Below are 24914 nucleotides of genomic sequence, written 5' to 3' on the forward strand. Positions count from 1 at the left end.
GCGGACGACAGCCCGCCGGGGCCCGTCGGCGGCCCGCGCAGGGCGCCGGGGACGGTCTCACAGCTCCCGCAGGGCCGGCAGCAGCTTCTTCTCGGCCCAGTCGAGGAAGGGCAGCTGCTGGTCTCCGCCGATCTGGACCAGGGCGATCTCGGTGAATCCCGCGTCGACGTACGGGCGCACGGCCTCGACGAAGGCGTCGACGTCATCGCCGCAGGGGATGGCCTCGGCGACGTCCGAGGGCCGGGTGTGCTGCGAGGCCTGGGCGAAGCCCGCGGGACCGGGGAGTTCCGCGTTGACCTTCCAGCCGCCGAGCGCCCAGCGGAACTGCTCGTGCGCTCGGGCCGCCGCCGCGTCGCGGTCGGGGTCGTAGGAGACCGGCAGCTGCCCCACGCACGGCTTGCCGGCGCCTCCGTACCCGCCGAACGAGGCCACCAGCCCCTGCTTCGGCTCGGTGGCGATCAGGAGGTCGCCGTGGCGTCCCGCGATCTCGCAGGAACGGTCGCCGGAAGCGGCGATCCCGATCGGGGGCGGATCCTCGGGGAGGTCCCAGAGCCTGGCGTTCTCGACGTCGAAGTGGGCGCCGTGGTGGCTGACGTATCCGCCCGCGAACAGGGAGCGGATGATCTCCACGGCCTCCTCCAGCATGTCGAGGCGGACGTGGGCGGCGGGCCAGCCCGCGCCGATGATGTGCTCGTTGAGGTTCTCGCCCGAGCCGAGGCCCAGGCGGAAGCGCCCCTGGGACAGGAGCTGCACGGTGGCCGCCTTCTGCGCGATCACCGCAGGGTGGTAACGGAAGGTCGGACAGGTCACATACGTCATGAGCGGGATCCGGGAGGTGGCCTGCGCCGCGGCGCCCAGGACGCTCCACGCGTAGGGCGCGTGCCCTAGGGACTCCAGCCAGGGGAAGGAGTGGTCGGAGATGACGGAGAAGTCGAATCCCGCCCGCTCCGCGGCCACCACGTGCGCCACGAGGTCCCTCGGCCCGGCCTGCTCGGTCATCATCGTGTACCCGATTTTTGCCATATCGGGCGCATTACCGTTTCCGAGCCGTTCAACCGCCTCCGGGCCGACCGGCACCGGCCCCCTCGTCGCCCCGCCCGTCCGGGTCGCACCCCGGGTCGGGCGGGGTGACCATGGGCAGGTGGTGGGAGGGCGGTCGACAGCGGCTGCCCGCGCAGGAGGGCACTACGGATCGTGACCAGGCAGCACTTTGCGTTCTGCGGGGCGGAGCTGGCCGCTGTCTACGTACTCGCCGAAGGCCGCAGGGAACTCCATCTGGCCGAGATGACCGGAAACCGCTCCATGCTCTACGGGCTGCCCGCGGTCCTCTCCGTGGACGGGCACTCCCCGGCCGCCGAGGCCTACCGTACGGGCCGCCCGCTGTGGCTGACCCCGAAGGCGCTCGCCGCCTACGTGGAGGAGGACCCGCACCACTTCCCGGGCCGGGTGGGGGAGGAATCCGCCAGGGTGTCGCCGGCCAGGTTCTCGCTCGGCGCCCTGCCGCTCGGGCACGGTGCCAGGGAACTGGGCTGCCTGGTCGTCGCCGGCGAGGTCGACGACGGCTTCAGCAGCGATTGCCGGAGCCTGCTGGAGCTGTACGCCGACCAGGTGGCCGCCGGACTCGAATCGGCGGCCGCCCACGCGCCCGGGCGTGCGGCGCCCCGCCCCGTTCTGGGGCACAGCCTGGTACCGATGCGGGGCGGCGCGTTCATCCTGGACCTCGCCTCCGGCCGCCTGGAGGCGCACGCCCGCGTACTGGAGCTCCTCGGCATCCCGCCCGACCGGTTCGGCGGCACCGTGGAGATGCTGCTCGCGAGCGCCGTGCCGGACGACGTTCCCGCGCTGATGGCCGTACTGGAGCCGGACGGGCTCACGACGGAGCCGCAGCAGCTGGCGTTCCGCATCCGCAGGCCGGGAGGAGAGCTGCGCTGGCTGGGCCTGCGGTGCCGGGTGACGACGGACGACGAAGGCACCCCCACGCGCGTGCTCGGCGTCGTGGCCGACGCCTCCTACCTGCGTCCGAGCGCCGACGAGGTCTCCGTCGTCCAGCGGCTGTCCACCAAGCTGGCCGGCGCGACGACCATCAGGGACGTCAGCCAGATCGTGGTCAACTCGCTGCGCGACCCGCTGGACGCCGGCCGGGTGGCTGTCGCCGAGCTGGAGGCCGACCGGCTCGTGATCACCGTGCTGGACCCTCCCGAACCGCGCGCCTGGCCGGACATGTGGCGCTCCGAATGGCGCTCCGAGTGGCCGGACGCCTCGATGCACGACCTGCCCACGCTGCAGAACGCGATCCGGGAGGGTCATGTGAGCCTGTGGCCGCCGGGTGCCGACCTCGAACCCGCCCTGGCGGGCATCGGGCCCGGCGGGCTCGCGGTCCTGCCCCTGCCGGCGGACGGCCGCATGGTCGGGGTCTGCCTCGTCGGATGGGACGGGGAGCACCGGTTCGGGCCGGAGGAGCGCTCGCTCCTGACCGCCACCGCCGGGCTGGTGGGGCAGGCGCTGATGCGCGCCCACGCCCTGGACGCGGGCCATGAACTCGCCACGATGCTCCAGCGCAGCCTGCTGCCGCGCAAACTGCCCCCATTGCCCGGCGGAACGGCCGTAGCCCGGTACCTGCCCGCGACCGTGGGGCTCGAAGTGGGCGGCGACTGGTACGACGTCATCCCACTGAACGACGGCCACGTGGCGCTCGTCATCGGCGATGTGCAGGGCCACAGCGCCGGCGCCGCGACCATCATGGGCCAGATCCGGACGGCCGTGCGGGCCTACGCGGTGGAGCGGCATCCGCCCGACGTGGTCATCGCGAGGGCCAACCGGCTGCTCGTCGGCATGGAGACGGACCTGTTCGCCACCTGTCTGTACGTGGACCTGGACATGGAGGAGGGCATCGCCTGGTTCGTCCGCGCCGGCCACCTGCAACCGATCCTGCGGCACCCGGACGGGCGGGCCGAGGAACTGGCGGTCGAGGGAGGGCCGCCCCTGGGAGTGGTCGCGGACGCCGAATTCCCCATGACGGAGCTCGGCCTTGCGCCGGGGAGCGTGCTGGCCCTGCTGACGGACGGCATGGTCGAGTCGTCCAACCTCCGTCTGGAGGAGGGAATGCGGCGGATGCGCGACGCACTGGCCACGGCGGACCCCGCCGACCCGGGGATGATGGCCGACGAACTGCTCGCGGGCGTCAACCGGCGCGACGACGACGTGGCGCTGCTGCTCCTGCGCTACGACGGCACCGACACCCGGCCGATGCGGACGAACTGGACCGTCTGGCGGCTCCCCAACGCCGTCCAGCACGCCCGGCGGTTCGCCGCGCGCGCCCTGCGCTCGTGGGGTGTGGAAGAGGAGGTGGACGTCGCTCTGCTGGTGGTGTCCGAGCTGGTCACCAATGCCCTCGCCCATACGCAGGGCGAGGTACGGCTGGACCTGACCCTCTCCGCGGACCGGCTGCGCATCGCCGTGAACGACGCCTCGCCGCGCAGCCCGGTCAAGCCCGGGGACGTCGACTGGTCGGCGACCGGGGGCCGCGGCATCCTCATCGTCGAGGCGACGACCGCGTCGTGGGGGTCGGTACCGCTCAGCAGCGGCAAGCAGGTGTGGGCCGAGGTTCCGCTGGCGCCGCGCGAGCGGCTCGCCCACGGCGGGTAGCAGGGCGCCGCACCCGCTGCGCGGCGTGCTGGGACGTCGGGATGAGGGAAACCGGCGTGGCGGAGTGCGACGGCGGTTCAGGTTCCCGTGGCGGTCTCCGTGTCGGGGTGGATGGCGAAGACCCGGTCCAGGCCCACCAGCCGGAGGATGCGCAGGGTGTGGACGGGGACGGCTGCGAGGGCGATGACGGCCCCGTGGGCGACCGCGTGGTTGTAGGCGGCGATCAGGGCGCTGATGCCGCTGGAGTCACAGAAGTCCATGTGCTCCAGATCGATGACGAGGCGCCCGCCCGGGCGGAGGGTGAGGGTGGTGAGGAGGTCGTGGACTTGGGGGGCGGTGATGTAGTCGAGGGTGCCGGCGACTTTCAGGAGGGGACCTGTCGCGGCGTCCAGAACGGTGATGCGCAGCGGGCTCATTTCAGGCTTCCGGTCGTAGGGGCGCCGAGGGCGAGGAGGGCGGTGTCGTCGTCGAGGCCGGCACCGAAGCCGTCCAGCAATGTTGCCAGTGCCTTGACGATGGCCTGGGGCGACTGGCCGGCGTGGCCGGCGGTGAAGTCGCGCAGGGCCTTCTCTCCGTACAGGGCGCTGCGGTCCGCGCCGGTACGGGCTTCGGTGATGCCGTCCGTGTAGAGCAGAAGCGTGTCACCGGGCGACAGGACGGTCGTGACGGAGGTGAAGTGCGCGGCGGGCAGGACTCCGATGAGGAGGCCGCCGGGGGTGGGCAGGAAGGAGGCCGTGCCGTCGGCGCGCAGGACGAGGGCCGGAGGGTGTCCGCCCGCGGCGAGGGTGATGGCCACCTGGCCTGACACGGGGTCGTGTTCGAGCGTGCCGAAGATGGCGGTGCAGTAGCGCGGGTCTCCCGCGCTGTACCGCTCGTGCAGGGCCTCGTTGAGGATGGCCAGTGCGGATACGGGGTCGGGGTCGTGCAGGGCGGCGGCCCGCAGGGTGTAGCGGGTCAGCGAGGTGACCGCCGCGGCCCGGGGGCCCTTGCCGCACACGTCGCCGAGGAAGAACCCGTACCGCTTGCCGTCGATGGGGAAGAGATCGTAGAAGTCGCCGCCGAGCCGGTCCGGGGAGGCGGTGCGGTAGTGGGCGGCCGCCTCCACTCCGGCGATCCGGGGCAGGCTGTCGGGCAGCAGCGAGGCCTGGAGCACGGCCAGGGCGTCCTGGAGCCGGGCCCGGTCGGCTTCGGCTTCGCGGCGTGCCTCCTCCGCCGCCTTCCGTTCCCGCAGGAGCTGTTCTTCGTAGGACCGCCGGTCGCGGGCGTCGAAGACGGTGGTGCGGATCAGCAGCGGGTCGCCGGATTCACCGTATTTGACGACGGAGGAGACGAGCACGGGCAGCCGGCCCCCGTCGGCCCTCTTGATCTCCAGGGCGATCCCGCCGACCTCGCCCCGCATGCGCAGGAGGGGTGCGAGATGCGTTTCGTGGTAGAGCCTGCCGCCGACGGTGAGCAGATCGGTGAAGCGTCTGCGGCCCACCAGCGCTTCCCGTGGCAGGCCGAGCCAGTCCAGGAGGGTCGCGTTGATCTTCGCGATGGTGCCGTCCATGAGCGTGGACAGGTAGCCGCACGGGGCGCTTTCGTAGAGGTCCTCGGCGCTGTCCTCGAGCATCGCCGCGAACACGGCCTGGGATTCCTCCCCGCCCTCTTCCGGACGGTCGGCTCCGTGCGCCCCCGAGAGGTGCCCGGTCCCGCACATCACCGCAGCCCCGCCAGGAAGCCGGAGAGGGCGGTGTTCGTGGCCTCCGGCGCGGACAGGTGGGGGCAGTGCCCGGTCGCGCCGAGGGTCACCAGGGTCGAGCCGGGAATCGCCCCGTGGACGAAGGCGCCGACCTCGCGGGGTGCGATGACGTCCTGGGTGCACTCCAGGATCAGCGTCGGGACGTCCACCTTCTTCAGGTCCTCCCGGGAGTCCGACAGGAAGGTGGCCCGGGCGAAGACGCGGGCCATGTCGGGGTCGGTGGCGCAGAAACTGGCGGTGAGTTCCTCCCCGAGCTCGGGCCGCTCCGCGTTGCCCATGATGGCGGGGGCCATGGCGGCGGACCAGCCGAGGTAGTTGGCCTCCATGGACGTCATCAGCTCGTCGATGTCCTCGGCGCTGAATCCGCCGTGGTAGTCCACGTCGTCGATGTAGCGCGGGGAGGGAGCGACCATCGCCAGCGCACCGATGCGTTCCGGTGCCCTCTCGGCGGCCAGTACTCCGATCATCGCGCTGACCGAATGACCCACGAACACGGCGTCGCGCAGGTCCAGCGCCTCGCACACCTCGACGACGTCCTGGGCGTACCCCTCCAGGGACGCGTAGCGGGCCTCGGAGAACGCCGACGGGTCGGAGCCTCCCGATCCGACGTAGTCGAACAGCACCAGGCGGTAGTCGTCGGCGAGGGCGGGCACGGTGAGCCGCCACATGTTCTGGTCACAGCCGAACCCGTGCGCCAGCACCACCACGGGCCCTTGCGGGTTGCCCGTGACGCTGACGTTGTTCCTCCTGGCGATATCCATGAGCGCAGTCTCGCAGGGTCCGGGCACGGACCGTGAACGGGCCGTGAACGGGCCGAGACCCCCGGGCGCATGGGGCTCGGCCGCCCGCCGGGAGGAGGACCTGGGTCTCCGGCCCCCTGCGGCCCCGGGCCCGGGCGCGAGCGCGGGTGGCCTCGTTCGCCTCCGCTTCGTGCCCGGGCCCTTGGCGCGTCAGGGGCAGGTGGCCAGGAGGACGGAGACGACCGTGCAGGTGGCGGTCGCGCTGTCGTCGAGCGGGTCGGGGTCGGCCGGGGCGGACACCGTGCGGGTGGCGGTGACCGAGACGCGGCCCAGCGAGAGCAGGCCGAGCGGCACCCGGAAGGTCTTGGCCGGGGCCGCGCCGGCGGCGATGGTTGCGAAGGCGCAGGTCACGGTGGCGCCCGTGGCGGTGCACCCCGGAGCGAGGGAGGTGGCCGAGGAGCCCGGCGGCAGGGTAGCGGTGAGGGTGGCCGAAGTGACCGTACCGGGCCCGGTGTTGTGGGCCGTCATGGTGTAGGAGAGGTACGGGACGAGCAGGCTCAGGCCCGGCTGTGCGGTCAGGTCCACGTCGATGTCGGCGGGCGGGAGCTGGTAGGTGTAGCGGGCTGCGGGGGATGCGGCACTGGTACCGCCCGGGGTGGTGACCTGCACGTCGACGGGGCCCGAGGCATGCGCGGGTGCGGTGGCCAGGCAGGTGGTGGCGGTGCAGGACAGGGCGCCGGCCGGGTTGCCGGGGCCGAAGGTGAGCGCCGTGGCGCCGCTCAGGCCGGTCCCGTGGACGGTGACGACGGTTCCGCCGTCCGTGGTGCCCGAGGTGGGGCTGAGCGAGGTCACGACGGGGACGGGGAGATAGGTGTAGCGGGCTGCGGGGGTCGTGGCACTGGTACCGCCGGGCGTGGTGGCCCGGATGTCGACCGTGCCGGTGCCGGCCGGGGCCGTGGCGGTGCAGGAGGTCGGGGTGCAGGTGACGCCGGTGGCGGGGTTGCCCGGGCCGAAGGCGAGGGTGGCGCCGGTCAGGTGGGTGCCGGTGAGCGTGAGAGACGTACCGCCCGCGGCGGGACCGGTGTCCGGGCTGACGCCGGTGAGCGTGGGAGCCTCCGGGAGGAAGGCAAACACGATCCGGCCGTCCCCGGCGTTGGCTCCCTCGGTCAGGGTGACCGGCGAGCCGGGCAGGGTGCCGGACACCAGGCTGGATCCGCCGCCCCCGCCGCCGCCCCCGCCACCGGTGGTTCCGTACCGGCCGCCGGCTCCGCCCCGGCCGCCGCCGCCGTACCCGGCGCCACCGCGGCCGCCGGCCCCCGTCGGGTTGTAGACGCCCTGTGGGGCGGATCCGCCGGAGCCGTTCGGGTGGGCGCCGGGAGAACCGTTCGCGCCCTCATTGTCCGTGCCCGGCCCCCCGATGCCCGCGGCACCGCCGGCGGTGGCGGTGCCCGGGCCGCCGCCCGTACCGCCCTGTGCGTCCGGGACCAGGCCGTTGCCGTCGCCTCCGGCGCTGCCGCTGTCCCCGCCCGCGCCGCCCCGGTAGGACGGGGAGCCGATGCCCGGGCCTCCCGCGCCGCCGCCCGAACCGGCCGTCAGCAGGGGGGCGTTGGCGTCGGTGGTCACCGCGACGAGGGCTCCGCCCGAACCGGGTGCGCCGAACTGCGGATTCGCCGCCGCGTTGGCGCCGCGGCGGCCGACGGTGACGTTGAACGTCTGCCCGGGGGGCGTGGGCAGGCTCGCCACCAGGTGCGCGCCCTTGCCGCCGGGTGTGCCGTCATAGGCGTTGCCGCCTCCGGCGCCGTCGAGGGTGACCACGGCGCCGGTGGTTCCCTCGGGCACGGTGAGGCTTCCGGAGCCCCCCGCCGTGCAGGTGATCGTGGTGATGCCGTCCGCGACGGCGGGGGCGGCGCACACCCCTTCGGCCGCTGCCGGAAGCGCCAGGGCGGTGAGACCGCCCGCAGCGAGCGCGGACGACGCGGTCAGGACCAGCAGCCGGTCGCGCCAGCGGGTTCTCGGTCCGCGGAGTAACCCTTTCGATGACATCGGCATCTCCCCCTCCTCAGTTCCGCCCGGCCGCGACCGGAGGCGAAGTCTCCCGGAAAGCCGCTGCCGGGCGCTCCGGCACGACGAACCGGCGCGCCGATCCCCGTGGCGCCGCCCGCGTTCGCCGGTGTCGCCGGACCACGCGTGCGAGCGGGGCCCGGCGACAACGGCGGAAGCATCGCAGCGGGCGCCGCGCGGTGAGGGAGAAACCCGAAATCACGTCCTTCCCCGTGCCGGGAGGGAGTAGGTGGGGCGAGGCCGATGTCCTCCCGTCTCCCGTGCACGCCGGCCACATCATCACGGCCGGGGACGGCCCGCACGCTCTCGGTCGGTGATGGCCCCGCGACCCGGTCGGGGCCACTGATGGCCCAGTCCGGGCGACGGGCCGGACGAATTCGCTTTGACTGGCGCCATGGAGACGGAAGCCAAACCTCCCGCCGGGGCGTACCGCAACCTCGCCGTCGCTACGGTCGGCTTCGCCCTCACCTTCTGGGCGTGGGACCTCATCGCCCCGCTGGCCGCCGGCTACAAGGACCGGCTGGGCCTGAGCGACTTCCAGCAGGCGGTCCTGGTCGCCGTCCCGGTCCTGGTCGGGTCACTCGGCCGCATCCCGGCCGGCGCGCTCACCGACCGGTACGGCGCACGCGTCGTCTTCCCCCTGGTCGCGGCGCTGACCATCGTCCCGGTGCTGCTCCTCATTCCCACCCGCGACAGCTACGGGTGGGTTCTCCTGGCCGGGTTCCTCCTCGGCCTGGGCGGGACCACGTTCGCGATCGGCGTGCCCCTCGTGAACTCCTGGTTCCCGCCCCGCCGCCGGGGCTTCGCCCTCGGCGTGTTCGGCATGGGGACCGGAGGTGTCGCCCTTTCGGGATATTTCACGCCCCGGATGGCGGCACACGGCGAGAACCTCCCGTTCCTCGTCGTCGCGATCGCACTGGCCGCGTTCGCCGTCGCCGCCGCCTTCCTCATCACCGACCGCCCCGGCCGGCCCGTCCCCACCGCCCCGCTCTCCGCCCGGCTGGTCGGCGCGGGGAGGCTGCGGGTCACCTGGGAGCTGTCCGCCCTGTACGCGATCGGATTCGGCGGGGTCGTCGCGTTCGGGGTCTACCTCCCGACCTACCTCAAGACGTGGTACGAGCTGTCGCCCACCGATGCGGGCGCCAAAGCGGCCGGCTTCGCGCTGGTCACCGTCGTCTTCCGGCCGGTCGGGGGCCGGCTGTCCGACCGGTTCCACCCGGCTCTCGTCACCGCCGGGGCGCTGGCCCTCGTCGCGCTCTTCGCGGTGGTCCAGGCCTTCGATCCCCCGCTGTACCCCCTCGGCACCCTCGCCCTGCTCCTCATGGCGGCCGGGCTCGGGGCGGCCGGCGGCAGCGTCTTCGCCCTCGTCTCGCAGGTGACACCGCAGGAACGGGTCGGCAGCGTCACCGGCATCGTGGGCGCCGTGGGCGGCCTCGGGGGGTTCGTCCCCCCGCTGCTGATGGGCGCCGTCTACAGCGCGAAGGGCTCGTACTCCATCGGCTTCATGCTCCTGTCCGACCTCGCCCTCGCGGGCTGCGTGTACGCGTACGGCCGGATGCGGAACCTGGAGCCCACCTCGGCGGCGCCCGCCCCGGAGCCCCTCCCCGTGCTCGGCCGACGCCCGTAGAGGTGACCGCACCGTCCCGTCGGCCTCACCCCGCCCGTCCCCCAATGGCATACGCGTACCCGCTCCGTACGGGCGGTGCGGGCCGGGCCGTGGCACGGTGGCAGGGCGAGGTGAGGTCCACGCACGCGGGGCCCGGCCGGCGAAGAAGCCACCCCGGCCGGGCCCCGCACGGACCCGGAACCGGCACTCCCCCACCACCCGCGCATCCGCCCCACCACCTACGGCTGGAGAACACCGTGCTGGAACGCAAGTCGGCCAGAGGCCGCACCAAGGTCACCTTCGTCCTGCCCGAGAGCAACCCGGACGGCCCGGTCAGCGTCGTCGGGGACTTCAACCACTGGAACCCGGCCGCCCACCCCCTCCAGCCCCGCGGCGACGGCACCCGCGCGGCCGAGGTGTCCCTGCCCGCGCACAGCGCGCACTCCTTCCGCTACCTCGCCGCCGGCGACTACTGGTTCAACGACGAGCACGCCGACGGACATGACGGGACCAACAGCCGCCTCCACACCTGAGCGCCTCGCCGGTCCACGCTCGTGGGCTCACCGGACGGTGCGCCCATGGACTCAGCCGAGGGCGCGGTCGAGGTTGAAAGCCGCGCTGATCAGCGAAAGGTGGGTGAACGCCTGCGGGAAGTTGCCCAGTTGTTCTCCGCTGCGGCCGATCTCTTCGGCGTAGAGGCCGACGTGGTTCGCGTAGGTCAGCATCTTCTCGAACGCCAGCCGGGCCTCCTCCAGACGTCCGGCGCGCGTGAGCGCCTCGACGTACCAGAAGGAGCAGATCGAGAACGTGCCCTCGGAGCCCCGCAGGCCGTCCGGGCTGACCTCCGGGTCGTAGCGGTAGACCAGCGAGTCGGAGACCAGGTCCGCGGTGAGCGCGTCCAGGGTCGAGAGCCACTTCGGGTCGGTGGGCGAGATGAACTTGGCCAGCGGCATCATCAGCACCGCGGCGTCGAGTACGTCGTCCCCCAGCCCCTGGGCGAACGCTCCGCGCTTCGCCGACCAGCCCTGCTGCATGATCTGCCGGTAGATCGCGTCCCGGTTCCGCTGCCAGCGCAGAAGATCGGCCGGCAGGCCGCGCCGGTTGGCCATCCGGATGGCCCGTTCGATCGCGACCCAGCACATGAGCCGCGAGTAGACGAAGTTCCGCCGGCCGCCGCGGGTCTCCCAGACCCCTTCGTCGGGCTGGTCCCAGTGGTCGCAGAGCCAGTTCACCACTGCGTCGACCTCGTCCCAGTGGTCGCTGCTGATGGGCCGGCCCCACTTGTCGTACAGGTAGACCGAGTCGATCAGCGCGCCGTAGATGTCCAGCTGGAGCTGTTCGGTGGCGGCGTTGCCCACCCGCACCGGAGCGGATCCCAGGTGCCCTTCGAGGTGGGACATCTCGGTTTCGGGCAGCTCGGTGCGTCCGTCGATGCCGTACATGATCTGCAGCGGGCCCGTGGGCCCGACGCCCCGCATGATGCCCCGGTCGGACAGGAAGCCCATGAACGCCTCCGCCTCGGTCGTGAAACCCAGGCGGAGCATGGCGTAGATCGCGAAGGCGGCGTCGCGGACCCAGACGTACCGGTAGTCCCAATTGCGCTCGCCGCCGACCCATTCGGGCAGGCTGGTCGTCGGTGCGGCCACGATCGCACCGGTCGGCGCATAGGTGAGCAGCTTGAGCAGCAGCGCCGAGCGGTGGACCATCTCCCGCCACCGGCCGCGGTAGCGCGACTGGCTCAGCCATCGGCGCCAGAACCGGACCGTGGCCTCGAACTGCTCCTCCGCCTCGGCGTGCGGACACGCCAGCGGGCGGACGTCATCGCTGATCTTGTCGAGGGCGAAGACCACGGACTCGCCTTCGAGGAGCTTGAAGTGCGACCACACGTCCGTGGCGTCGCTTTCGAGCGGCACGGTGGAGGTCAGCGCCAGCGAGATCGACGGGGAATCGAAGACGGCCTCGTGGCCCTGCACGCGTACGGTGTGCGGCTCGGCGCCGTAGCCGAAGCGGGGGGCGATGCGCGTCCTGAAGGGGAGGGAGCCGCGGACGCAGATCACTCGGCGGATCAGCCGGTGCCGGGACGCCTCGCGCGACTCGTCGACGACCGGCATGAAGTCCTGGATCTCCGCCACCCCGTCCTCCGCGTAGAACCGCGTGATCAGGACGTTGGTGTCGGGGAAGTAGAACTGTCGCGTCCGCGTCGCGATGTCGGTGGCCAGTTCCCACGAGCCGCCCTTGTCCGCGTCGAGGATGGACGCGAAGACGCTCGGTGCGTCGAAGCGGGGGCAGCAGTACCAGTCGATGGTGCCGTTGGCTCCCACGAGCGCGGCGGTGCGAAGATCACCGATCAGGCCGTGCTGGGCGATGGGCAGGTAGCGTGCGCCGTCCGCTCCCGCGGCTCCGTTCCCGAACTCCATGCCGACCTCCCTGCCGCCTCGCCGTGGCGGGGTGGGCGGGAACCAAGAAGACCAAGAAGACCTTGCCCTTCATGGTAGAACGCTCCCGGATTCCGGCGCGGCGAGGAGAGGGACAACAGCGAACAATTGTTCGCCACCGCAGGCGTCAGTCCTTCTTCAGCTCCTCGGCGAGCATCACGAGGATGCCGCTGGGACCGCGGAGGTACGTGAGCTTGTAGACGTCCTGGTAGGTCGCCACACCGCGAAGCGGGAGGCACCCGTGCTTCGCCGCCGTCTCGAGGGCTTTGTCGATGTCGTCCACGGAGAAGGCGACGCGGTGCATGCCGATCTCGTTGGGGCGCGTGGGCTCCGTCTCGATCGCTTCTGGGTGGACGTACTCGAAGAGCTCCAGGCGCCCTTGGCCGTCCGGCGTCTGGAGCATCGCGATGTGGGCGTGATTGCCATCGAGGCCGACGGCGGTGTCGGTCCACTCCCCACTGACCGTGTCACGGCCGATGACGGTGAGGCCGAGGTCGGTGAAGAAGGAGATCGCCGCTTCGAGGTCGCGAACGGCGATGCCGACGTTCTCAAGTCTGATGCCCATGCGGCGCATGCTACCGATCCCGAACCGGGCGGATCGAGCGTTTGCGGCAGTCACACGGCCTGGCCTCGGGGGACGGCCAGGTCCGTGAGCAGCGCGGCGTCCGGGCCGAGGTCCGACCAGGGGCCGCGCAGGGCCAGTACGGCCACCGCCGAGGTCGGGAACTTGGTCCGGGCGCGCTCCAGGGCATCGCCCACGGCCGCCGCGGCGACCACCAGCAGCAGGTCTTCCAGTCCCGGGTTGTGGCCGACCAGCAGCAAGGTGCCCACTTCGGGCGGGACTTCGCGGATGACATCGAGGAGGTCGCACGCGTCCGCCGCGTACAGGCGCGGGTCGTGCCGGACCGGCGGTGTGCGGTCCAGTTCCGCAGCGGCCAGGTCCCAGGTGTCCCGGGCGCGGCGCGCCGGGGAGCACAGCACGAGGTCCGGCACGCCGAGGGAGCGGGCGAAGAGCCGGCCGACCGCCGGCGCGTCGCGCACGCCGCGGGGCCCGAGCGGGCGGTCGTGGTCGGGAACCCCGTCCGGATAGGCGCTCTTGGCGTGTCGCAGGATCACGAGTCGGCGCCCGGTGTCGTGCGGCCCCGCACTGCGTACGTCCTGGCTCTCGGGTGACCCGTCTCCGTGCCTCATACCCCGAGCGTAGAGGCCCCGGGACCTGGTCGGGTCGGCCCGGGCCGGGTCCGTACGGGCGTCCGCACGCTCGCCGCCGGGCCGCCCGAACGGCGCAAGGGCGGTCGGGCGCGGCGCGGGGGTGCGATGTCCCTGTTCAGGGGCGGGTGGGAGCGGTGGCCGGCTCGCTCCGGGCGCGGCGGTCCGGGAGGTCGGGGCTCCCGTCCGGCTCTACGCTCCGGTGCCATGAGCCCCGTACACGGCGGTCCGCACTCCGGACCCACGCGACGAGCCCTCCTCACCGCCGGCGCGGGAGCCGCGCTCCTTGCGGGCTGCGCCCGCGGCGGCGCCCCCGGCGCCCCGGCCGCGGTGGCCAGCAGCCCGGCCGCGGCTGCGGGCGGTGGCATCACACCGGGCGCGATGACGCTGTTCAAGGACCCCTCGTACAACTTCAACGGACTCCTGGCGCTCGGGGCCTCGGGCGCCGGCTCCGCGGAGGTCGGTGAGGTCCTGACGGCGGTGAACGCCATCAACGGCGCCGGGCTGACGGCCCAGTCGTACGTCAAGACGTTCCGCAGCCTCGGCGACCAGCTCATGGCGGCGCCTCCGGGCGCCCCCGCCGACGGCCAGACCAAACGCTTCCGTGCCCTGCGCGCGGCCCAGTACTACGGCCAGGCGCTGTTCTTCGTGCTGGGCTCGGACGACCCCGGCAGCGAGGAGCAGCTCTACAAGGCGGGACGCGCCGCCTGGGACGCTTTCTGCGACCTGTGCGACCCCGCGCCGGTGAAGGCGAAGGTGCCCTACGGGACCACACCGCTGCCGGTGTGGTTCTTCCGGCCCGACGCGTCCGGCACTCCGCGCCCGACGGTGATCCTGACGAACGGGAGCGACGGCCAGAACGTCGACATGTGGACGTACGGGGTGCCCGCAGCCCTGGAGCGGGGCTGGAACGCGCTCGTCTACGACGGACCCGGCCAGGGGCAGCTGCTCTTCGTGGACCGCGTGGTGTTCACCCCCACCTGGGAGCGGGTCGTCACGCCGCTCGTCGACTGGCTGACGGCGCGCCCGGACGTGGACCCCGGCAAGATCGCCCTGACCGGCCTGAGCATGGCGGGCGACCTCGCGCCGCGGGCCGCGGCGTTCGAGACGCGCATCGCCGCGCTGGTGGCGATGCCCGGGTGCGTGGAGCCGTGGCTGGGGTTCCCGCCCGAGATCCGGAAGATCCTCACCCCGGACAAGCAGCAGACGAACGACATCTGGAACAAGGAGGTCGTCCCCGAACTGCCCCCGGAGGCGGCCGATGTGATGAAGAAGCGGTTCGAACCGTTCTCCGTGCCCGCCATGCTCGCGGCGCGTCAGGGCAAGCTGTTCACCGACTTCTACACCCCGGCCTCCCGTATCAAGGCACTGTCGATCACGGACGTCGTCCCCCGCATCAAGACGCCTACGCTGGTGCTGGATTACGAGGGCGAGCAGTTCTACCCGGGGCAGCCGCGCCGCATGTTCGACGCCCTCACCTCGCCCAAGGACTACCTGAAGCTGACGGCGGCCCAGGGGGCCCAGCTGCACTGCTCCCCCATGGCCCCGCAACTGCACTGCGAGGTGGTCTTCGACTGGCTCGGCAAGACGCTGGGCGCGTAGAGGATCTTCCGAAGGCGGCGGGGCCGCGGCGTCCGACCCGCCAGCCGATCACTCCGGTGGCGCGCCGACCGGGTCCACCGGCGCGACCACGGGCGCGACCGCCTCGTCGCCCGTGAGCGCCTGCTCCCGGCGCGGAGGGCGCCACGACGGGGCATCCTGGTTGGTGGGGGGACGGAGACTGTTCCGGAGACCATCGTTTCCTCTCCGCTTTCTGTCGAGGAGTGATCGCCATGACAGAACCGCCGGTCCCACCGCTCACCATCGTTCGTCCCGGCGAGGGCTCCGAGGGCTTCCTCGGCTCGATCGGGGTCGCCTTCAAGCTGTGGGGGGAGGACACCGGCGGCGCGGTATCCGTCGTCGAGCACCCGTTTCCGGTCGGGGCCTTGGTGCCCCCGCACCTGCACACCCGGGAAGACGAGTACTCGATCGTCACCGAAGGCGACATCGGGTTCCGGTCCGGGGACCGTGAGACCGTCCTGGGCGCCGGCGGCTACATCACCAAGCCGCGCGGGGAAGTGCACACGATGTGGAACGCCGGATCCGCCCCCGCCCGGATGATCGAGATCATCAGTCCGGCCGGATTCGAACACTTCTTCCGGGAGATGGTCGAGATGCTCGCCGACGGCCGGCCGCCGTCCGAGGACGCGGTACCGGCACTCGCCGCCAAGTACGGGCTCGTGCTCGGGCGCCCCGACTGGCTGCCCGACGTCATCTCCCGGTACGGCCTCACGCCCCCGCCCGGCCTCTGACCGAGGCCGCGGGTCACAGCGCTGCGGATTCCTGCGGGGTCGGCTCCTGGCATGCGGTGGGGGTGATGCCCTCCTCCACGCGCGGCCAGTACCGCCCTTCGAGGGCCTCGGCGCTGCGGTTGAGCCGGACCAGGACGTCCTCCAGCTCCCGCACCTCCTCGGGGGTCCAGCCCGCGACGACCCGGGCCAGGCAGGACTGGTTGACCTCACGGTCTCCGGCGAGCCGGCGCCCGCCTTCGACGGTGATGCGCAGCTTGCGGGCCATGCCGCCGTCGGGATCCGCGACGCGCTCGGCCAGTCCGCAGCGCAGCAGCGCGGCCGTCTGGCGGTTGACCGTCGAGGTATCGAGTCCGAAGGCCTCCGCCAACTGTCCGATGGACATGGGGCCTTGCGTGTCGATCCGGCTGAGCAGGAGGTAGGCCGACCGCTCCAGGCGTTCGGGATCCCGCTCGCGCCGAGCGAGCACCTGGTGCCGCGAGAGCAGCATCAGCTCCCGCTCGAGTTTCTCCAGCACTGCGTCTCCCCGCTCCTTCCGGCGCCCTCATTATCGCCGACCCGCGGGCCGGCTGACCCCTGCCGGGATGCAATATGCATGATACATAAGCTGTGTACTATGCACTTCTCGTCGCCGTCTCACCCCGACGAGCCACAGCCTCAACCCCGGAGGACCCGCATGACCCTCTCCACGTCCACCGCCTCCCGCGCGGCCGAGATCCTGTCCCGGCCCATCACGCTGAACGGCCTGACCGTTCCCAATCGCATCGCGATGGCCCCGATGACGCGGATGTTCTCCCCCGGCGGCGTACCCGGCGAGGATGTGCAGGCGTACTACGCCAGCCGGGCCGCCGCGGGCGTGGGCCTGATCGTCACCGAGGGCACCTACGTCGGCCACGACTCCGCCGGGCAGAGCGACCGGGTGCCGCGGTTCCACGGGGAGGACCAGCTGGCGGGGTGGGCGAAGGTCGCCGCGGCCGTGCACGAGGCGGGCGGCACGATCGTCCCCCAGCTGTGGCACATAGGCATGGTGCGCAAGCAGGGCGAGGCGCCGTACGCCGACGCTCCCGCCGTCGGCCCCTCCGGCATCCGCGTCGACGGCACCGAGGGGACCGGCAAGGCGATGACCCGCGCCGACCTCGACGACGTCATCGGCGCGTTCGCCGACGCCGCCGCGGAGGCCGAGCGGATCGGCTTCGACGGCGTCGAACTGCACGGCGCCCACGGCTACCTGCTCGACCAGTTCCTGTGGGAGCGGACCAACCGCCGCACCGACGGCTACGGCGGCGACGCGGTGGCGCGTACGAAGTTCGCCGCGGAGATCGTGACCGCGGTCCGCGAGCGCGTCGCGGCCGACTTCCCGGTGATCTTCCGCTACTCGCAGTGGAAGCAGGAGGCCTACGACGCCCGCCTCGCGCAGACCCCGGAGGAGCTGGAGGCCATCCTGGCGCCGCTGGCGGCCGCCGGTGTCGACGCGTTCCACGCCTCCACCCGGCGCTACTGGGTGCCGGAGTTCGAGGGCTCGGACCTGAACCTGGCGGGCTGGACCAAGAAGCTCACCGGCCGCCCGGCCATCACCGTGGGCTCGGTCGGCCTCGACGGCGACTTCATCCGCGCGTTCGCCGGCGAGGGCGCGGCGCTCGGTGACATCGACAACCTGCTCGACCGCATGGAGCGCGAGGAGTTCGACATGGTCGCCGTCGGCCGGGCGCTGCTCCAGGACCCGCACTGGGCGGCGAAGGTCCTCGGCAACCGCTTCGACGAGCTGAAGCCGTACGATCCGGCGGCGCTCAAGTCGCTCAGCCGGTAGCCGCCACCCGGCCGCCGGAGGACCGCTCCGAGTACGCCCCCTGACGCCGGCCCGCCGACGTCGCGGGGCGTTCGCGTGCCGGCCGGAGGCCAGCGCGCCGCGCCGGGGCCACCGGGACCGTCCACATGGTCCCGAAAAGGCGTGAAACTGCAGAAATGGGTAGAAGCAGGAGGTCCCCGCTCTGGCAGGACATGGAGGTCCTCATGATTGTCCTCGGCGTAATTCTGCTCATTCTCGGCTTCGTCTTCGGCATATCGATCCTGTGGACGATCGGCCTGATCCTCCTCCTGGTGGGTCTGGTGCTCTGGGTGCTTGGCGCGGTGGGGCACGCGGTGGGGGGTCGACGGCACTATTGGTGACGATCCCCACGCGGAACGCGGGCGCTTCGCCGGGCGGCTGAACGACCCGGCGGAGCGCCTGAGCGCGCCTCTTCGGACGGGTGAGCGGCTCACTCCGCCGCGTGCGGGCCGGACGGAGCCGTGACCGCGGCCGATGCCCGCGGCGGGCGGGGCTTCGCTCAGTGGCTGGGGGGCGGGGCAGGTGAGCGGCACATCGGTACGGTCTTCCTCGACCGCGGTCGCCCGACCGCGGTCGCCGTCCCGTCGGCGGCCCGGGGGCCGCTGTGTGGTCAGCGGGCGCCGGGGGCTTGGCCCGGCCGGTCCGAGGGAAGGCGTGGACGCGGCCGCAGGCTGTGCCGTGCGGCGGGACGGCGGAGCTTGACCGTGTCGGGTGGCCCGCAGACGGCACCCGGGGGGGGAAGGGGTGCCGCCTACGATCACCGGCCGCGATGGTCGCCGGCCCGGCGAGACGTGCCACCGTCATCGACGCGTGTGTCCCCGATCGCGAAGCCCAAACCCCGTCCGCGACCGCGAATGTGCGCCGCACGGCACGGTGCGGGGCGTCGAGCGCCGCCGCCGGGCCCGAAGAAGCCGCCTTCCTGGAACGGCGCAGGCCGGGCGAGTCACACACGACCGGGCGGGTGCGCCGTGGTACGGGATAGCAGGAGCCGAATCCGGCCATGATCGCGAAGGGTGGCACCTGTGTCCCAGGAGCAACGCACACGGCGGCAGAAGCCGAGGCTGCCCGTCAAGGCGGCCCTGCCCGGCCGTCATCCACAGGAGGACAAGGCCCCCGTCACCGACCGGGTGGTCTTCGGCGTGACGGCCGTACTGACCCTGGGTTTCGTGATCTGGGGCGTCACGGCCACCGACTCGCTGGAAAGCGTCTCCGACACACTGCTGAACGGCCTGATGCACAACGGCGGCTGGGCGTTCGTCCTGGCCGCCTCGGGGTTCGTCGTCTTCGCGCTCTGGCTCGCCATCAGCCGGTACGGACGGATCGAGCTGGGCCAGGAGCACGAGAAGCCGGAGTTCAGCACCGTCTCGTGGGTCGCCATGATGTTCAGCGCCGGCATGGGCATCGGCCTGATGTTCTACGGGGTCAGCGAACCCCTCGCACACTTCACGACCCCGCCGCCGGGCACCGACCCCGCCGATGCCGCGGACCGCATGCAGACGGCACTCGCCACCACCCTGTTCCACTGGACGCTGCACCCGTGGGCCATCTACGCGGTGGTGGGCCTGGCCATCGCGTACAGCACCTTCCGGCGCCGCCGGCGGCAGACGATCAGCGCCGTCTTCGTCCCGCTGCTCGGGAAGGAGCGGGCCGAGGGCGCACCCGGCCGGGTGATCGACATCCTGGCGATCTTCGCCACGCTGTTCGGCTCGGCCACCTCCCTGGGACTCGGCGCGCTCCAGATCGGCAGCGGCATGCACGAGGTGGGCTGGCTGGACAAGGCCGGGACGGGGCTGCTCGTCGCCATCATCAGCGTCCTGACGGTCTGCTTCGTCTTCTCCGCCGTGTCCGGCGTGGAGAAGGGAATCCAGTGGCTCTCCAACATCAACATGGTGCTGGCCGTCGTCCTCGCGATCTTCGTGTTCGTCGTCGGCCCCACCATTTTGATCCTCGACCTGATCCCCACCTCCCTCGCCGCGTACTTCGAGGAGCTGCCCCAGCTGGTCGGCCGCACGGAGGCCTCCACGGGCGGCGGTGACGTCGCCGACTGGCTGAGCAGCTGGACCGTCTTCTACTGGGCCTGGTGGATCTCCTGGACCCCGTTCGTCGGCATGTTCATCGCCCGCATCAGCCGGGGCCGTACGATCCGGCAGTTCGTGGGCGGCGTCATCCTGGTGCCCAGCTCCGTGAGCCTCGTCTGGTTCGCGATCTTCGGCGGCACCGCCATGCGCCTGAAGGAGCAGGGAAGCCTCGGCGGCGCGACCACGCCCGAGGCGCAGCTCTTCGGGGTGCTCCAGGAGTTCCCCATCGCCGGGGTGATGAGCCTGCTCGTGATGGTCCTGGTCGGCATCTTCTTCGTGTCCGGCGCCGACGCGGCGTCGATCGTGATGGGCACCCTCTCCCAGAAGGGCAGCTTCGAACCCGACCGGTTCGTCGTCGTCTTCTGGGGCGTGGTGACGGGCGGGGTGGCGGCCGTCATGCTGCTCGTCGGTCAAGGCAAGGGAGACGCCCTCGCGGGTCTGCAGCACCTCACGATCCTCGTGGCGGCCCCCTTCGTCCTGGTGATGATCGGCATGTGCTGGGCCCTCCTGCGCGACCTCCGAAGGGACCCGCTGATCATCAGGGGCCGGCTCGCCGAGGAGGCGGTGGAGGACGCCGTGATCGCGGGCCACGAGAAGTACGCGGGCGACTTCGAGATCCGCATCGGCCCGGCCCAGGACGAAGCGGCGGGGAAACCGCGGGACGACCGTGACGGCAAGGACCCGGGAACCCCGCCCCCGGCCCCCTGACGCACGCCTGACACACCCCCGAGGGCGCCCTCGAGCGGGGACCGGTCCGGCGGTCCCCGCCGACGCATCGCAGCGCCATGTGCCGGTGACGCGGATATTCTGTGAAGTGTGATCGAGTCTGGACGACCGTGGCACCGTCGGCGCCCCGGCCCGGGAAGACTTGTGCGGCTGTCGCCCGTCATCTTGATGGTCGTCATCGCCAGCCTGGCCTACGCCACTCCCCCGGAGATGGCCTTCAGCCGCCTCCTGCCCGCCGCGCCGGCCCTCGCCGCCGCGATGTGGCCGGTCCTCCCCACCGTCCTGCTCGGGACGGTCTGCCTGATCCTGATGATCGGCCTCAGCCTCGTCTTCCCCGACCTGGGAACGTGGTGGACGGCCGCCGGGATCATCGCGGTCACCGTGGCCGCCGCCTACGGAAGCCACGCCCGGCTCCAGCGCGAGCGCACCCTCCTCCAGGTGCGGCTCGTGGCCGACGCGGCGCAGCAGGTGGTGCTGAGCCCCCTGCCGCGGCGCTTCGGGAACATCGAGATCGAGTCGCTGTACCTCGCGGCCGCGGCCGAGGCCCGGATCGGCGGGGACTTCTACGAGGTGGTGGAGACCCCGTACGGGATCAGGATGCTCATCGGGGACGTGCGGGGCAAGGGTCTGCCGGCGGTGGGGGAGGCCGCCGCGATCGTCAACGCCTTCCGGGAGGCGGCGCACGGTGAGAGCGACCTGGTGGACATCGCCCGCAGGCTGGACGCCAGCAGTACCCGGTACAACGCGTCCTTCCCCTCCGACGGGCCGATGGAGCGCTTCGCCACCGCGCTGCTGGTGGACATCCCGCACGAGGGCGGCCGGATCGACGTCCTCAACTGCGGACATCCCCCGCCCCTGCTGTTGAACCGCGGGGAACTGCGCATCCTCGAATCCGCCTCCCCCTCGCCGCTGCTCAGTCTCGCGGAGCTGATCGGCGATCACTACAGCGTGGACAGCTTCGACTTCGCCCCCGGCGACCTGCTGCTGCTGTACACGGACGGGATCGCCGAAGCCCACGTCCGGGACGGCGAGTTCTTCCCGCTGGCGGCCTGGATGCGCGAACAGCCCCCGCTACCGCCCCGCGAGGTGCTCACCGCTCTCCACCGCGACCTCCTGCGCCACAGCAAGGGACGCCTCGACGACGACGTCGCCGCCCTCGCCGTACGCCTGCGCGCACCGCGGGGCTCCCGGTCCCCGTGAGGACATGGCGCCGGGGGCCGCTCGGCTCAGAGCGTGCGCCGGTAGCGGAGTTCCGTGAGGGTGGTCTCGTCGTAGACGTCGTCCTGGGCCGCGCCGTCGGCCTGGTAGCCGATCCGTTCGTAGAAGCGCCGGGCTCCGGCGTTGTCACCCAGGACCCACAGGGCCGATGCCTGGAAGCCCTGGCCCTTCATCCGGGCGTGGGCCTCGCCCAGGAGGGCCCGGCCGATGCCCCGGCCGATCAGATCGGGCGAGACGTACACGGCGTAGACCTCACCGGCCCGGCCCGGGCCGGGCATCTCGCCCCGCCACGGCCCGAAGCAGGTCCAGCCCACCGGGCCGCGGTCGTCGACCGCCACCAGGTCGCGCGAGGTGCGTCCGGGCCGGGAGAACGACTCCCGGCGCAGACCGGCATCACCCTCCACCGTCATGGCATCGAGGTACGTCCGGGGGACGATGCCGGCGTACGCCGCCCGCCATCCTCGGACCCGGATCGCCGAGACGGCCTCGATGTCGGCCGCTTCCATCTCCCGCACGTGCACCATCGCGCCAGCGTATGGGCACGGCCGCCCCGCATCGAAGTGTTTTGGCCGCGCCGTCCCCGAGTGGCCGAGTACCGGGTGCCGGGGCCGGGGCGGACGGGCACAGTGGGGCGCGGAGGGGGGACGGCGGCACGGGCGGCGCCGCGCGCCCGGACGGCGCGCGACGCGGGCTCGCGGCCAGAGCGGGAGAACGGGAGCACGGCGATGACATCGGACGCGCCCATGCAGCTCGGAATGGTCGGACTCGGCCGGATGGGTGCCAACCTGGTGCGCCGGCTCATGCGGGACGGCCACCGCTGCGTCGTGAACGACGTCACCCCCGACGCCGTACGGGCCCTGGAGGGGGAAGGTGCGACGCCGGCCTTCTCGCTGGAGGAGCTCGTCGAACGGCTGGAGCCGCCGCGGGCGGTGTGGCTCATGGTGCCGGCGGGCGTGGTCCAGGGGACCCTGGACCGGCTCGTCGGACTCCTGGAGCCCGGTGACACGGTCATCGACGGCGGAAACTCCTACTACCGGGACGACATCAGGCGGGCCCGGGCCCTGGCCGAGCACGGCATCCACTACGTCGACTGCGGCACGTCGGGAGGGGTCTGGGGCCTGGAACGCGGCTACTGCCTCATGATCGGCGGCGAGCCGGGCCCCGTGGAGCGGCTCGCTCCCGTCTTCCGTACCATCGCGCCCGGAACCGGCAGCGCCGAGCCCACCCCCAGCCGGACCCGGACCGGGGGCACCGCGCCGCACGGCTACCTCCACTGCGGGCCCAGCGGGGCCGGTCACTTCGTGAAGATGGTCCACAACGGGGTGGAGTACGGGATGATGGCCGCCATCGCCGAGGGCCTCGCCATCATCCGGCACGCCGACGCCGGTCTGAGCGCGCGCACCGCCGACGCCGAGACCGCTCCCCTGTCCGATCCCGAGGCGTACCAGTACGAGATCGACGTGGCCGAAGTCGCCGAGGTGTGGCGCCGCGGGTCGGTCGTCGGTTCGTGGCTGGTCGACCTGACCGCCGACGCCCTGGCCCGCTCCCCCCGGCTGGACGACTTCTCGGGCCGCGTGTCCGACTCCGGCGAAGGGCGCTGGACCGTACTGGCGGCCATCGAGGAGAGCGTGCCCGCCCCGGTGATCAGCGCTTCCCTCTACGAGCGCTACGAGTCCAGGGGGCTCGGCGAGTTCACCGCCAAGGTGCTGTCCGCCATGCGCAGCGAGTTCGGCGGCCACGCCGAGAAGAGCCCCGGCGCGCAGTCGTGAGCGGGCCCGCCGTGGACCGTGCCTCCGGCGCCTCGCAGGCCCCGTCGCGCCCCGAGGACCACGTCGTCGTGCTGTTCGGCGCGACGGGTGACCTGGCCCGGCGCAAACTGCTCCCGGGTCTCTTCCACCTCGCCAAGGCGGGGCTGCTGCCGCGGCGTTACCGCATCGTCGGATCGGCCCCGGCGGCCGAGGCCCTCAGCGACGAGCAGTTCCGCGCCCACGCGCGCGAGGCCGTCGCGGAGTTCGGCCGCTCGCGCCCCGAGGGCCCGGCGTGGCAGGAGTTCGAGGCCGCCCTGTCCTTCGGCTCGGCCGACACGGATGCGACCGGGCCTCTGGTGGAGGCGGTGCGCGAGGCCGAGCGCGCCATCGGCGGCGCGCCGCGCCGGCTGTTCCATCTCGCCGTTCCGCCCGTGGCGTTCGCCTCCGTCGTGGCGCTGCTCGGTGCGACCGGCCTGGCCCAGGGCGCGCGCGTCATCGTGGAGAAGCCCTTCGGGACGGACCTGGCGTCCGCGCGCGCGCTCAACGCGGCCGTCCACGCCGTGTTCGACGAGTCCCGGGTGTTCCGCATCGACCACTTCCTGGGCAAGGAGGCGGTGGACAACATCCTCGCCCTGCGGTTCGCCAACGGTCTCTTCGAGCCGCTGTGGAACCGCGAGCACATCAGCCACGTGCAGATCGACGTGCCCGAAAAGATCGACATCCAGGGCCGTGCCCGCTTCTTCGAGGGCACCGGAACCTTCCGCGACATGGTCGTCACGCACCTGTTCCAGCTGCTCGGATTCGTGGCGATGGAACCGCCGGTGGCCCTCGAAGCGCAGTCGCTGCGCGACGAGCAGGTCAAGGTCTTCCGCAGCATGCGGCCGCTGGACCCGGCGCAGGCCGTACGCGGCCAGTACACCGGCTACCGCGGCGAGCCCGGGGTCGATCCGGCCTCGGACACCGAGACCTTCGTGGCGCTGCGCGTCGACATCGACAACTGGCGGTGGGCCGGCGTGCCCTTCCACCTGCGCTCGGGCAAGGCGCTGGCGGAAGGCCGGCACGTCGTCACCCTCGGCCTGCGCGAGCCCGTGCTCGCCATGTTCCCCCTGGACGCGCGGGAGGCGGCGGACGGCCGCGCCAACGAACTCGTCATCGACTTCGACGACCCCGGTTCCATCACCGCCCGCTTCCTGGCCAAGGAGCCCGGCCCCACGATGCAGCTGGCGGAAGCCGAGTTGACGTTCAACTACCACACCTCCTTCACCACCGAGAACGCCCTGGAGGCGTACGAGCACCTCATCCTCCTGGCGATGCTCGGCGACCAGTCCCTGTTCACCCGCTCCGACGGCATCGAACGCCTGTGGGAGGTGTCCGCTCCGCTGCTGGACGCGCCGCCGCCCGTCGTCCCGTACGCCCCCGGGTCCTGGGGCCCCGAGACCATCGACTCCGTCGCCGCGCCCTACCGGTGGCACCTGCCCGACCGGGGGCTGCCCTGCGCGCGGTGAGGCGGCGGGCGCGTTGCGCCGAACGCCAC

General features: G+C 72.4%; 21 protein-coding genes. 11 read left to right on the top strand and 10 right to left on the bottom strand.

What is annotated here, in order from left to right; genetic code table 11:
- Positions 1-57: 57 nt before the first annotated feature.
- Positions 58-1023: an LLM class F420-dependent oxidoreductase gene (locus ACS04_RS24855; protein ID WP_048478979.1), complete on the bottom strand. Its 966-nt coding sequence runs from the start codon at positions 1021-1023 to the stop codon at positions 58-60.
- A gap of 171 nt (positions 1024-1194) precedes the next feature.
- On the opposite strand from ACS04_RS24855, the gene ACS04_RS24860 reads away from it, so the two are divergent.
- The gene (locus ACS04_RS24860; protein WP_048478980.1) at positions 1195-3645 is read left to right on the top strand and encodes a SpoIIE family protein phosphatase; all 2451 of its coding nucleotides are present in this window, start codon (positions 1195-1197) and stop codon (positions 3643-3645) included.
- Between the two features lie 77 nt (positions 3646-3722).
- On the opposite strand, the gene ACS04_RS24865 is transcribed toward ACS04_RS24860, so the two are convergent.
- From ACS04_RS24865 to ACS04_RS40110, 4 genes are all read right to left on the bottom strand, one after another.
- Positions 3723-4061 carry an STAS domain-containing protein gene (locus ACS04_RS24865; protein ID WP_048478981.1) on the bottom strand — a complete coding sequence of 113 codons (339 nt, stop codon included), beginning with the start codon at positions 4059-4061 and terminating at the stop codon, positions 3723-3725.
- Entirely contained in the window at positions 4058-5344 is a 1287-nt protein-coding gene (locus ACS04_RS24870) for a PP2C family protein-serine/threonine phosphatase (RefSeq protein WP_048479006.1), read from the bottom strand. Before ACS04_RS24870 ends, ACS04_RS24865 begins: the two co-directional genes overlap by 4 nt.
- Positions 5344-6147 carry an alpha/beta fold hydrolase gene (locus tag ACS04_RS24875; RefSeq protein ID WP_048478982.1) on the bottom strand — a complete coding sequence of 268 codons (804 nt, stop codon included), beginning with the start codon at positions 6145-6147 and terminating at the stop codon, positions 5344-5346. The genes ACS04_RS24870 and ACS04_RS24875 overlap by 1 nt, the downstream gene beginning before the upstream one ends.
- Before the next feature lie 189 nt (positions 6148-6336).
- Positions 6337-8169, bottom strand: coding sequence for an IPT/TIG domain-containing protein (locus ACS04_RS40110; RefSeq protein ID WP_158977490.1), 1833 nt, complete (start codon positions 8167-8169; stop codon positions 6337-6339).
- A gap of 412 nt (positions 8170-8581) precedes the next feature.
- Between ACS04_RS40110 and ACS04_RS24885 the strand changes: the two genes are divergently transcribed.
- Both ACS04_RS24885 and ACS04_RS24890 read left to right on the top strand, forming a co-directional pair.
- Entirely contained in the window at positions 8582-9814 is a 1233-nt protein-coding gene (locus ACS04_RS24885; RefSeq protein WP_048478983.1) for an MFS transporter, read from the top strand.
- A 236-nt stretch (positions 9815-10050) separates the two neighbouring features.
- On the top strand, positions 10051-10326 hold the full coding sequence (locus tag ACS04_RS24890; protein WP_048478984.1) for an isoamylase early set domain-containing protein: 276 nt from the start codon (positions 10051-10053) through the stop codon (positions 10324-10326).
- A gap of 51 nt (positions 10327-10377) precedes the next feature.
- On the opposite strand, the gene ACS04_RS24895 is transcribed toward ACS04_RS24890, so the two are convergent.
- The 3 genes from ACS04_RS24895 to ACS04_RS24905 all read right to left on the bottom strand — a co-directional run bounded on the left by ACS04_RS24895 (position 10378) and on the right by ACS04_RS24905 (position 13419).
- Complete coding sequence (locus ACS04_RS24895; RefSeq protein ID WP_048478985.1) at positions 10378-12210, bottom strand: glycoside hydrolase family 15 protein; 1833 nt, start codon at positions 12208-12210, stop codon at positions 10378-10380.
- Positions 12211-12355: 145 nt separating this feature from the next.
- The gene (locus tag ACS04_RS24900; protein ID WP_048479008.1) at positions 12356-12793 is read right to left on the bottom strand and encodes a VOC family protein; all 438 of its coding nucleotides are present in this window, start codon (positions 12791-12793) and stop codon (positions 12356-12358) included.
- Positions 12794-12843: 50 nt separating this feature from the next.
- Entirely contained in the window at positions 12844-13419 is a 576-nt protein-coding gene (locus ACS04_RS24905; RefSeq protein ID WP_048478986.1) for a SixA phosphatase family protein, read from the bottom strand.
- Positions 13420-13644: 225 nt separating this feature from the next.
- Here ACS04_RS24905 and ACS04_RS24910 point away from each other — a divergent pair, with 225 nt between their 5' ends.
- Together ACS04_RS24910 and ACS04_RS24915 are read left to right on the top strand one after the other, a co-directional pair.
- Positions 13645-15039 carry an alpha/beta hydrolase family protein gene (locus ACS04_RS24910; protein ID WP_048478987.1) on the top strand — a complete coding sequence of 465 codons (1395 nt, stop codon included), beginning with the start codon at positions 13645-13647 and terminating at the stop codon, positions 15037-15039.
- 230 nt (positions 15040-15269) lie between these two features.
- Positions 15270-15788 carry a cupin domain-containing protein gene (locus ACS04_RS24915; protein WP_209441768.1) on the top strand — a complete coding sequence of 173 codons (519 nt, stop codon included), beginning with the start codon at positions 15270-15272 and terminating at the stop codon, positions 15786-15788.
- A gap of 13 nt (positions 15789-15801) precedes the next feature.
- Here the strand turns inward: ACS04_RS24915 and ACS04_RS24920 are convergent, their stop codons facing one another.
- Complete coding sequence (locus ACS04_RS24920) at positions 15802-16275, bottom strand: MarR family winged helix-turn-helix transcriptional regulator (protein WP_078865275.1); 474 nt, start codon at positions 16273-16275, stop codon at positions 15802-15804.
- A gap of 186 nt (positions 16276-16461) precedes the next feature.
- Here ACS04_RS24920 and ACS04_RS24925 point away from each other — a divergent pair, with 186 nt between their 5' ends.
- The 4 genes from ACS04_RS24925 (at position 16462) to ACS04_RS24940 (ending at position 21614) form a co-directional block, all read left to right on the top strand.
- Positions 16462-17592 carry an NADH:flavin oxidoreductase gene (locus ACS04_RS24925; protein ID WP_048478988.1) on the top strand — a complete coding sequence of 377 codons (1131 nt, stop codon included), beginning with the start codon at positions 16462-16464 and terminating at the stop codon, positions 17590-17592.
- A 203-nt stretch (positions 17593-17795) separates the two neighbouring features.
- Positions 17796-17951, top strand: coding sequence for a DUF6131 family protein (locus tag ACS04_RS38690; RefSeq protein WP_167352601.1), 156 nt, complete (start codon positions 17796-17798; stop codon positions 17949-17951).
- A 681-nt stretch (positions 17952-18632) separates the two neighbouring features.
- Complete coding sequence (locus tag ACS04_RS24935) at positions 18633-20396, top strand: BCCT family transporter (RefSeq protein WP_398021976.1); 1764 nt, start codon at positions 18633-18635, stop codon at positions 20394-20396.
- Positions 20397-20582: 186 nt separating this feature from the next.
- Positions 20583-21614, top strand: a complete 1032-nt coding sequence (locus ACS04_RS24940) for a PP2C family protein-serine/threonine phosphatase (protein WP_245236530.1) — start codon at positions 20583-20585, stop codon at positions 21612-21614.
- 26 nt (positions 21615-21640) lie between these two features.
- Here the strand turns inward: ACS04_RS24940 and ACS04_RS24945 are convergent, their stop codons facing one another.
- Positions 21641-22156 (bottom strand): GNAT family N-acetyltransferase, encoded by a 516-nt coding sequence (locus ACS04_RS24945; protein ID WP_048478991.1) that lies wholly within the window; start codon positions 22154-22156, stop codon positions 21641-21643.
- Positions 22157-22357: 201 nt separating this feature from the next.
- Here ACS04_RS24945 and gnd point away from each other — a divergent pair, with 201 nt between their 5' ends.
- A complete protein-coding gene (gene gnd, locus ACS04_RS24950) occupies positions 22358-23401 on the top strand; it encodes a phosphogluconate dehydrogenase (NAD(+)-dependent, decarboxylating) (RefSeq protein ID WP_048478992.1) in 1044 nt (347 codons plus the stop codon).
- Positions 23398-24885, top strand: a complete 1488-nt coding sequence (zwf, locus tag ACS04_RS24955; RefSeq protein WP_245236531.1) for a glucose-6-phosphate dehydrogenase — start codon at positions 23398-23400, stop codon at positions 24883-24885. The genes gnd and zwf overlap by 4 nt, the downstream gene beginning before the upstream one ends.
- Positions 24886-24914: the final 29 nt, after the last annotated feature.

The sequence above is a fragment of the Streptomyces roseus genome, assembly GCF_001044425.1.
Classification (GTDB): domain Bacteria; phylum Actinomycetota; class Actinomycetes; order Streptomycetales; family Streptomycetaceae; genus Streptomyces; species Streptomyces roseus.

Bases quoted from the DNA above. Each gene is read 5' to 3' on its own strand.
- ACS04_RS24855 (WP_048478979.1), bottom strand. From the start codon at position 1,023: ATGGCAAAAATCGGGTACACGATGATGACCGAGCAGGCCGGGCCGAGG.
- ACS04_RS24865 (WP_048478981.1), bottom strand. From the start codon at position 4,061: ATGAGCCCGCTGCGCATCACCGTTCTGGACGCCGCGACAGGTCCCCTC.
- ACS04_RS24870 (WP_048479006.1), bottom strand. From the start codon at position 5,344: ATGTGCGGGACCGGGCACCTCTCGGGGGCGCACGGAGCCGACCGTCCG.
- ACS04_RS24875 (WP_048478982.1), bottom strand. From the start codon at position 6,147: ATGGATATCGCCAGGAGGAACAACGTCAGCGTCACGGGCAACCCGCAA.
- ACS04_RS40110 (WP_158977490.1), bottom strand. From the start codon at position 8,169: ATGTCATCGAAAGGGTTACTCCGCGGACCGAGAACCCGCTGGCGCGAC.
- ACS04_RS24885 (WP_048478983.1), top strand. From the start codon at position 8,582: ATGGAGACGGAAGCCAAACCTCCCGCCGGGGCGTACCGCAACCTCGCC.
- ACS04_RS24895 (WP_048478985.1), bottom strand. From the start codon at position 12,210: ATGGAGTTCGGGAACGGAGCCGCGGGAGCGGACGGCGCACGCTACCTG.
- ACS04_RS24900 (WP_048479008.1), bottom strand. From the start codon at position 12,793: ATGGGCATCAGACTTGAGAACGTCGGCATCGCCGTTCGCGACCTCGAA.
- ACS04_RS24905 (WP_048478986.1), bottom strand. From the start codon at position 13,419: ATGAGGCACGGAGACGGGTCACCCGAGAGCCAGGACGTACGCAGTGCG.
- ACS04_RS24910 (WP_048478987.1), top strand. From the start codon at position 13,645: ATGAGCCCCGTACACGGCGGTCCGCACTCCGGACCCACGCGACGAGCC.
- ACS04_RS24915 (WP_209441768.1), top strand. From the start codon at position 15,270: ATGACAGAACCGCCGGTCCCACCGCTCACCATCGTTCGTCCCGGCGAG.
- ACS04_RS24920 (WP_078865275.1), bottom strand. From the start codon at position 16,275: ATGCTGCTCTCGCGGCACCAGGTGCTCGCTCGGCGCGAGCGGGATCCC.
- ACS04_RS24925 (WP_048478988.1), top strand. From the start codon at position 16,462: ATGACCCTCTCCACGTCCACCGCCTCCCGCGCGGCCGAGATCCTGTCC.
- ACS04_RS38690 (WP_167352601.1), top strand. From the start codon at position 17,796: ATGATTGTCCTCGGCGTAATTCTGCTCATTCTCGGCTTCGTCTTCGGC.
- ACS04_RS24940 (WP_245236530.1), top strand. From the start codon at position 20,583: ATGGTCGTCATCGCCAGCCTGGCCTACGCCACTCCCCCGGAGATGGCC.
- ACS04_RS24945 (WP_048478991.1), bottom strand. From the start codon at position 22,156: ATGGTGCACGTGCGGGAGATGGAAGCGGCCGACATCGAGGCCGTCTCG.
- gnd (WP_048478992.1), top strand. From the start codon at position 22,358: ATGACATCGGACGCGCCCATGCAGCTCGGAATGGTCGGACTCGGCCGG.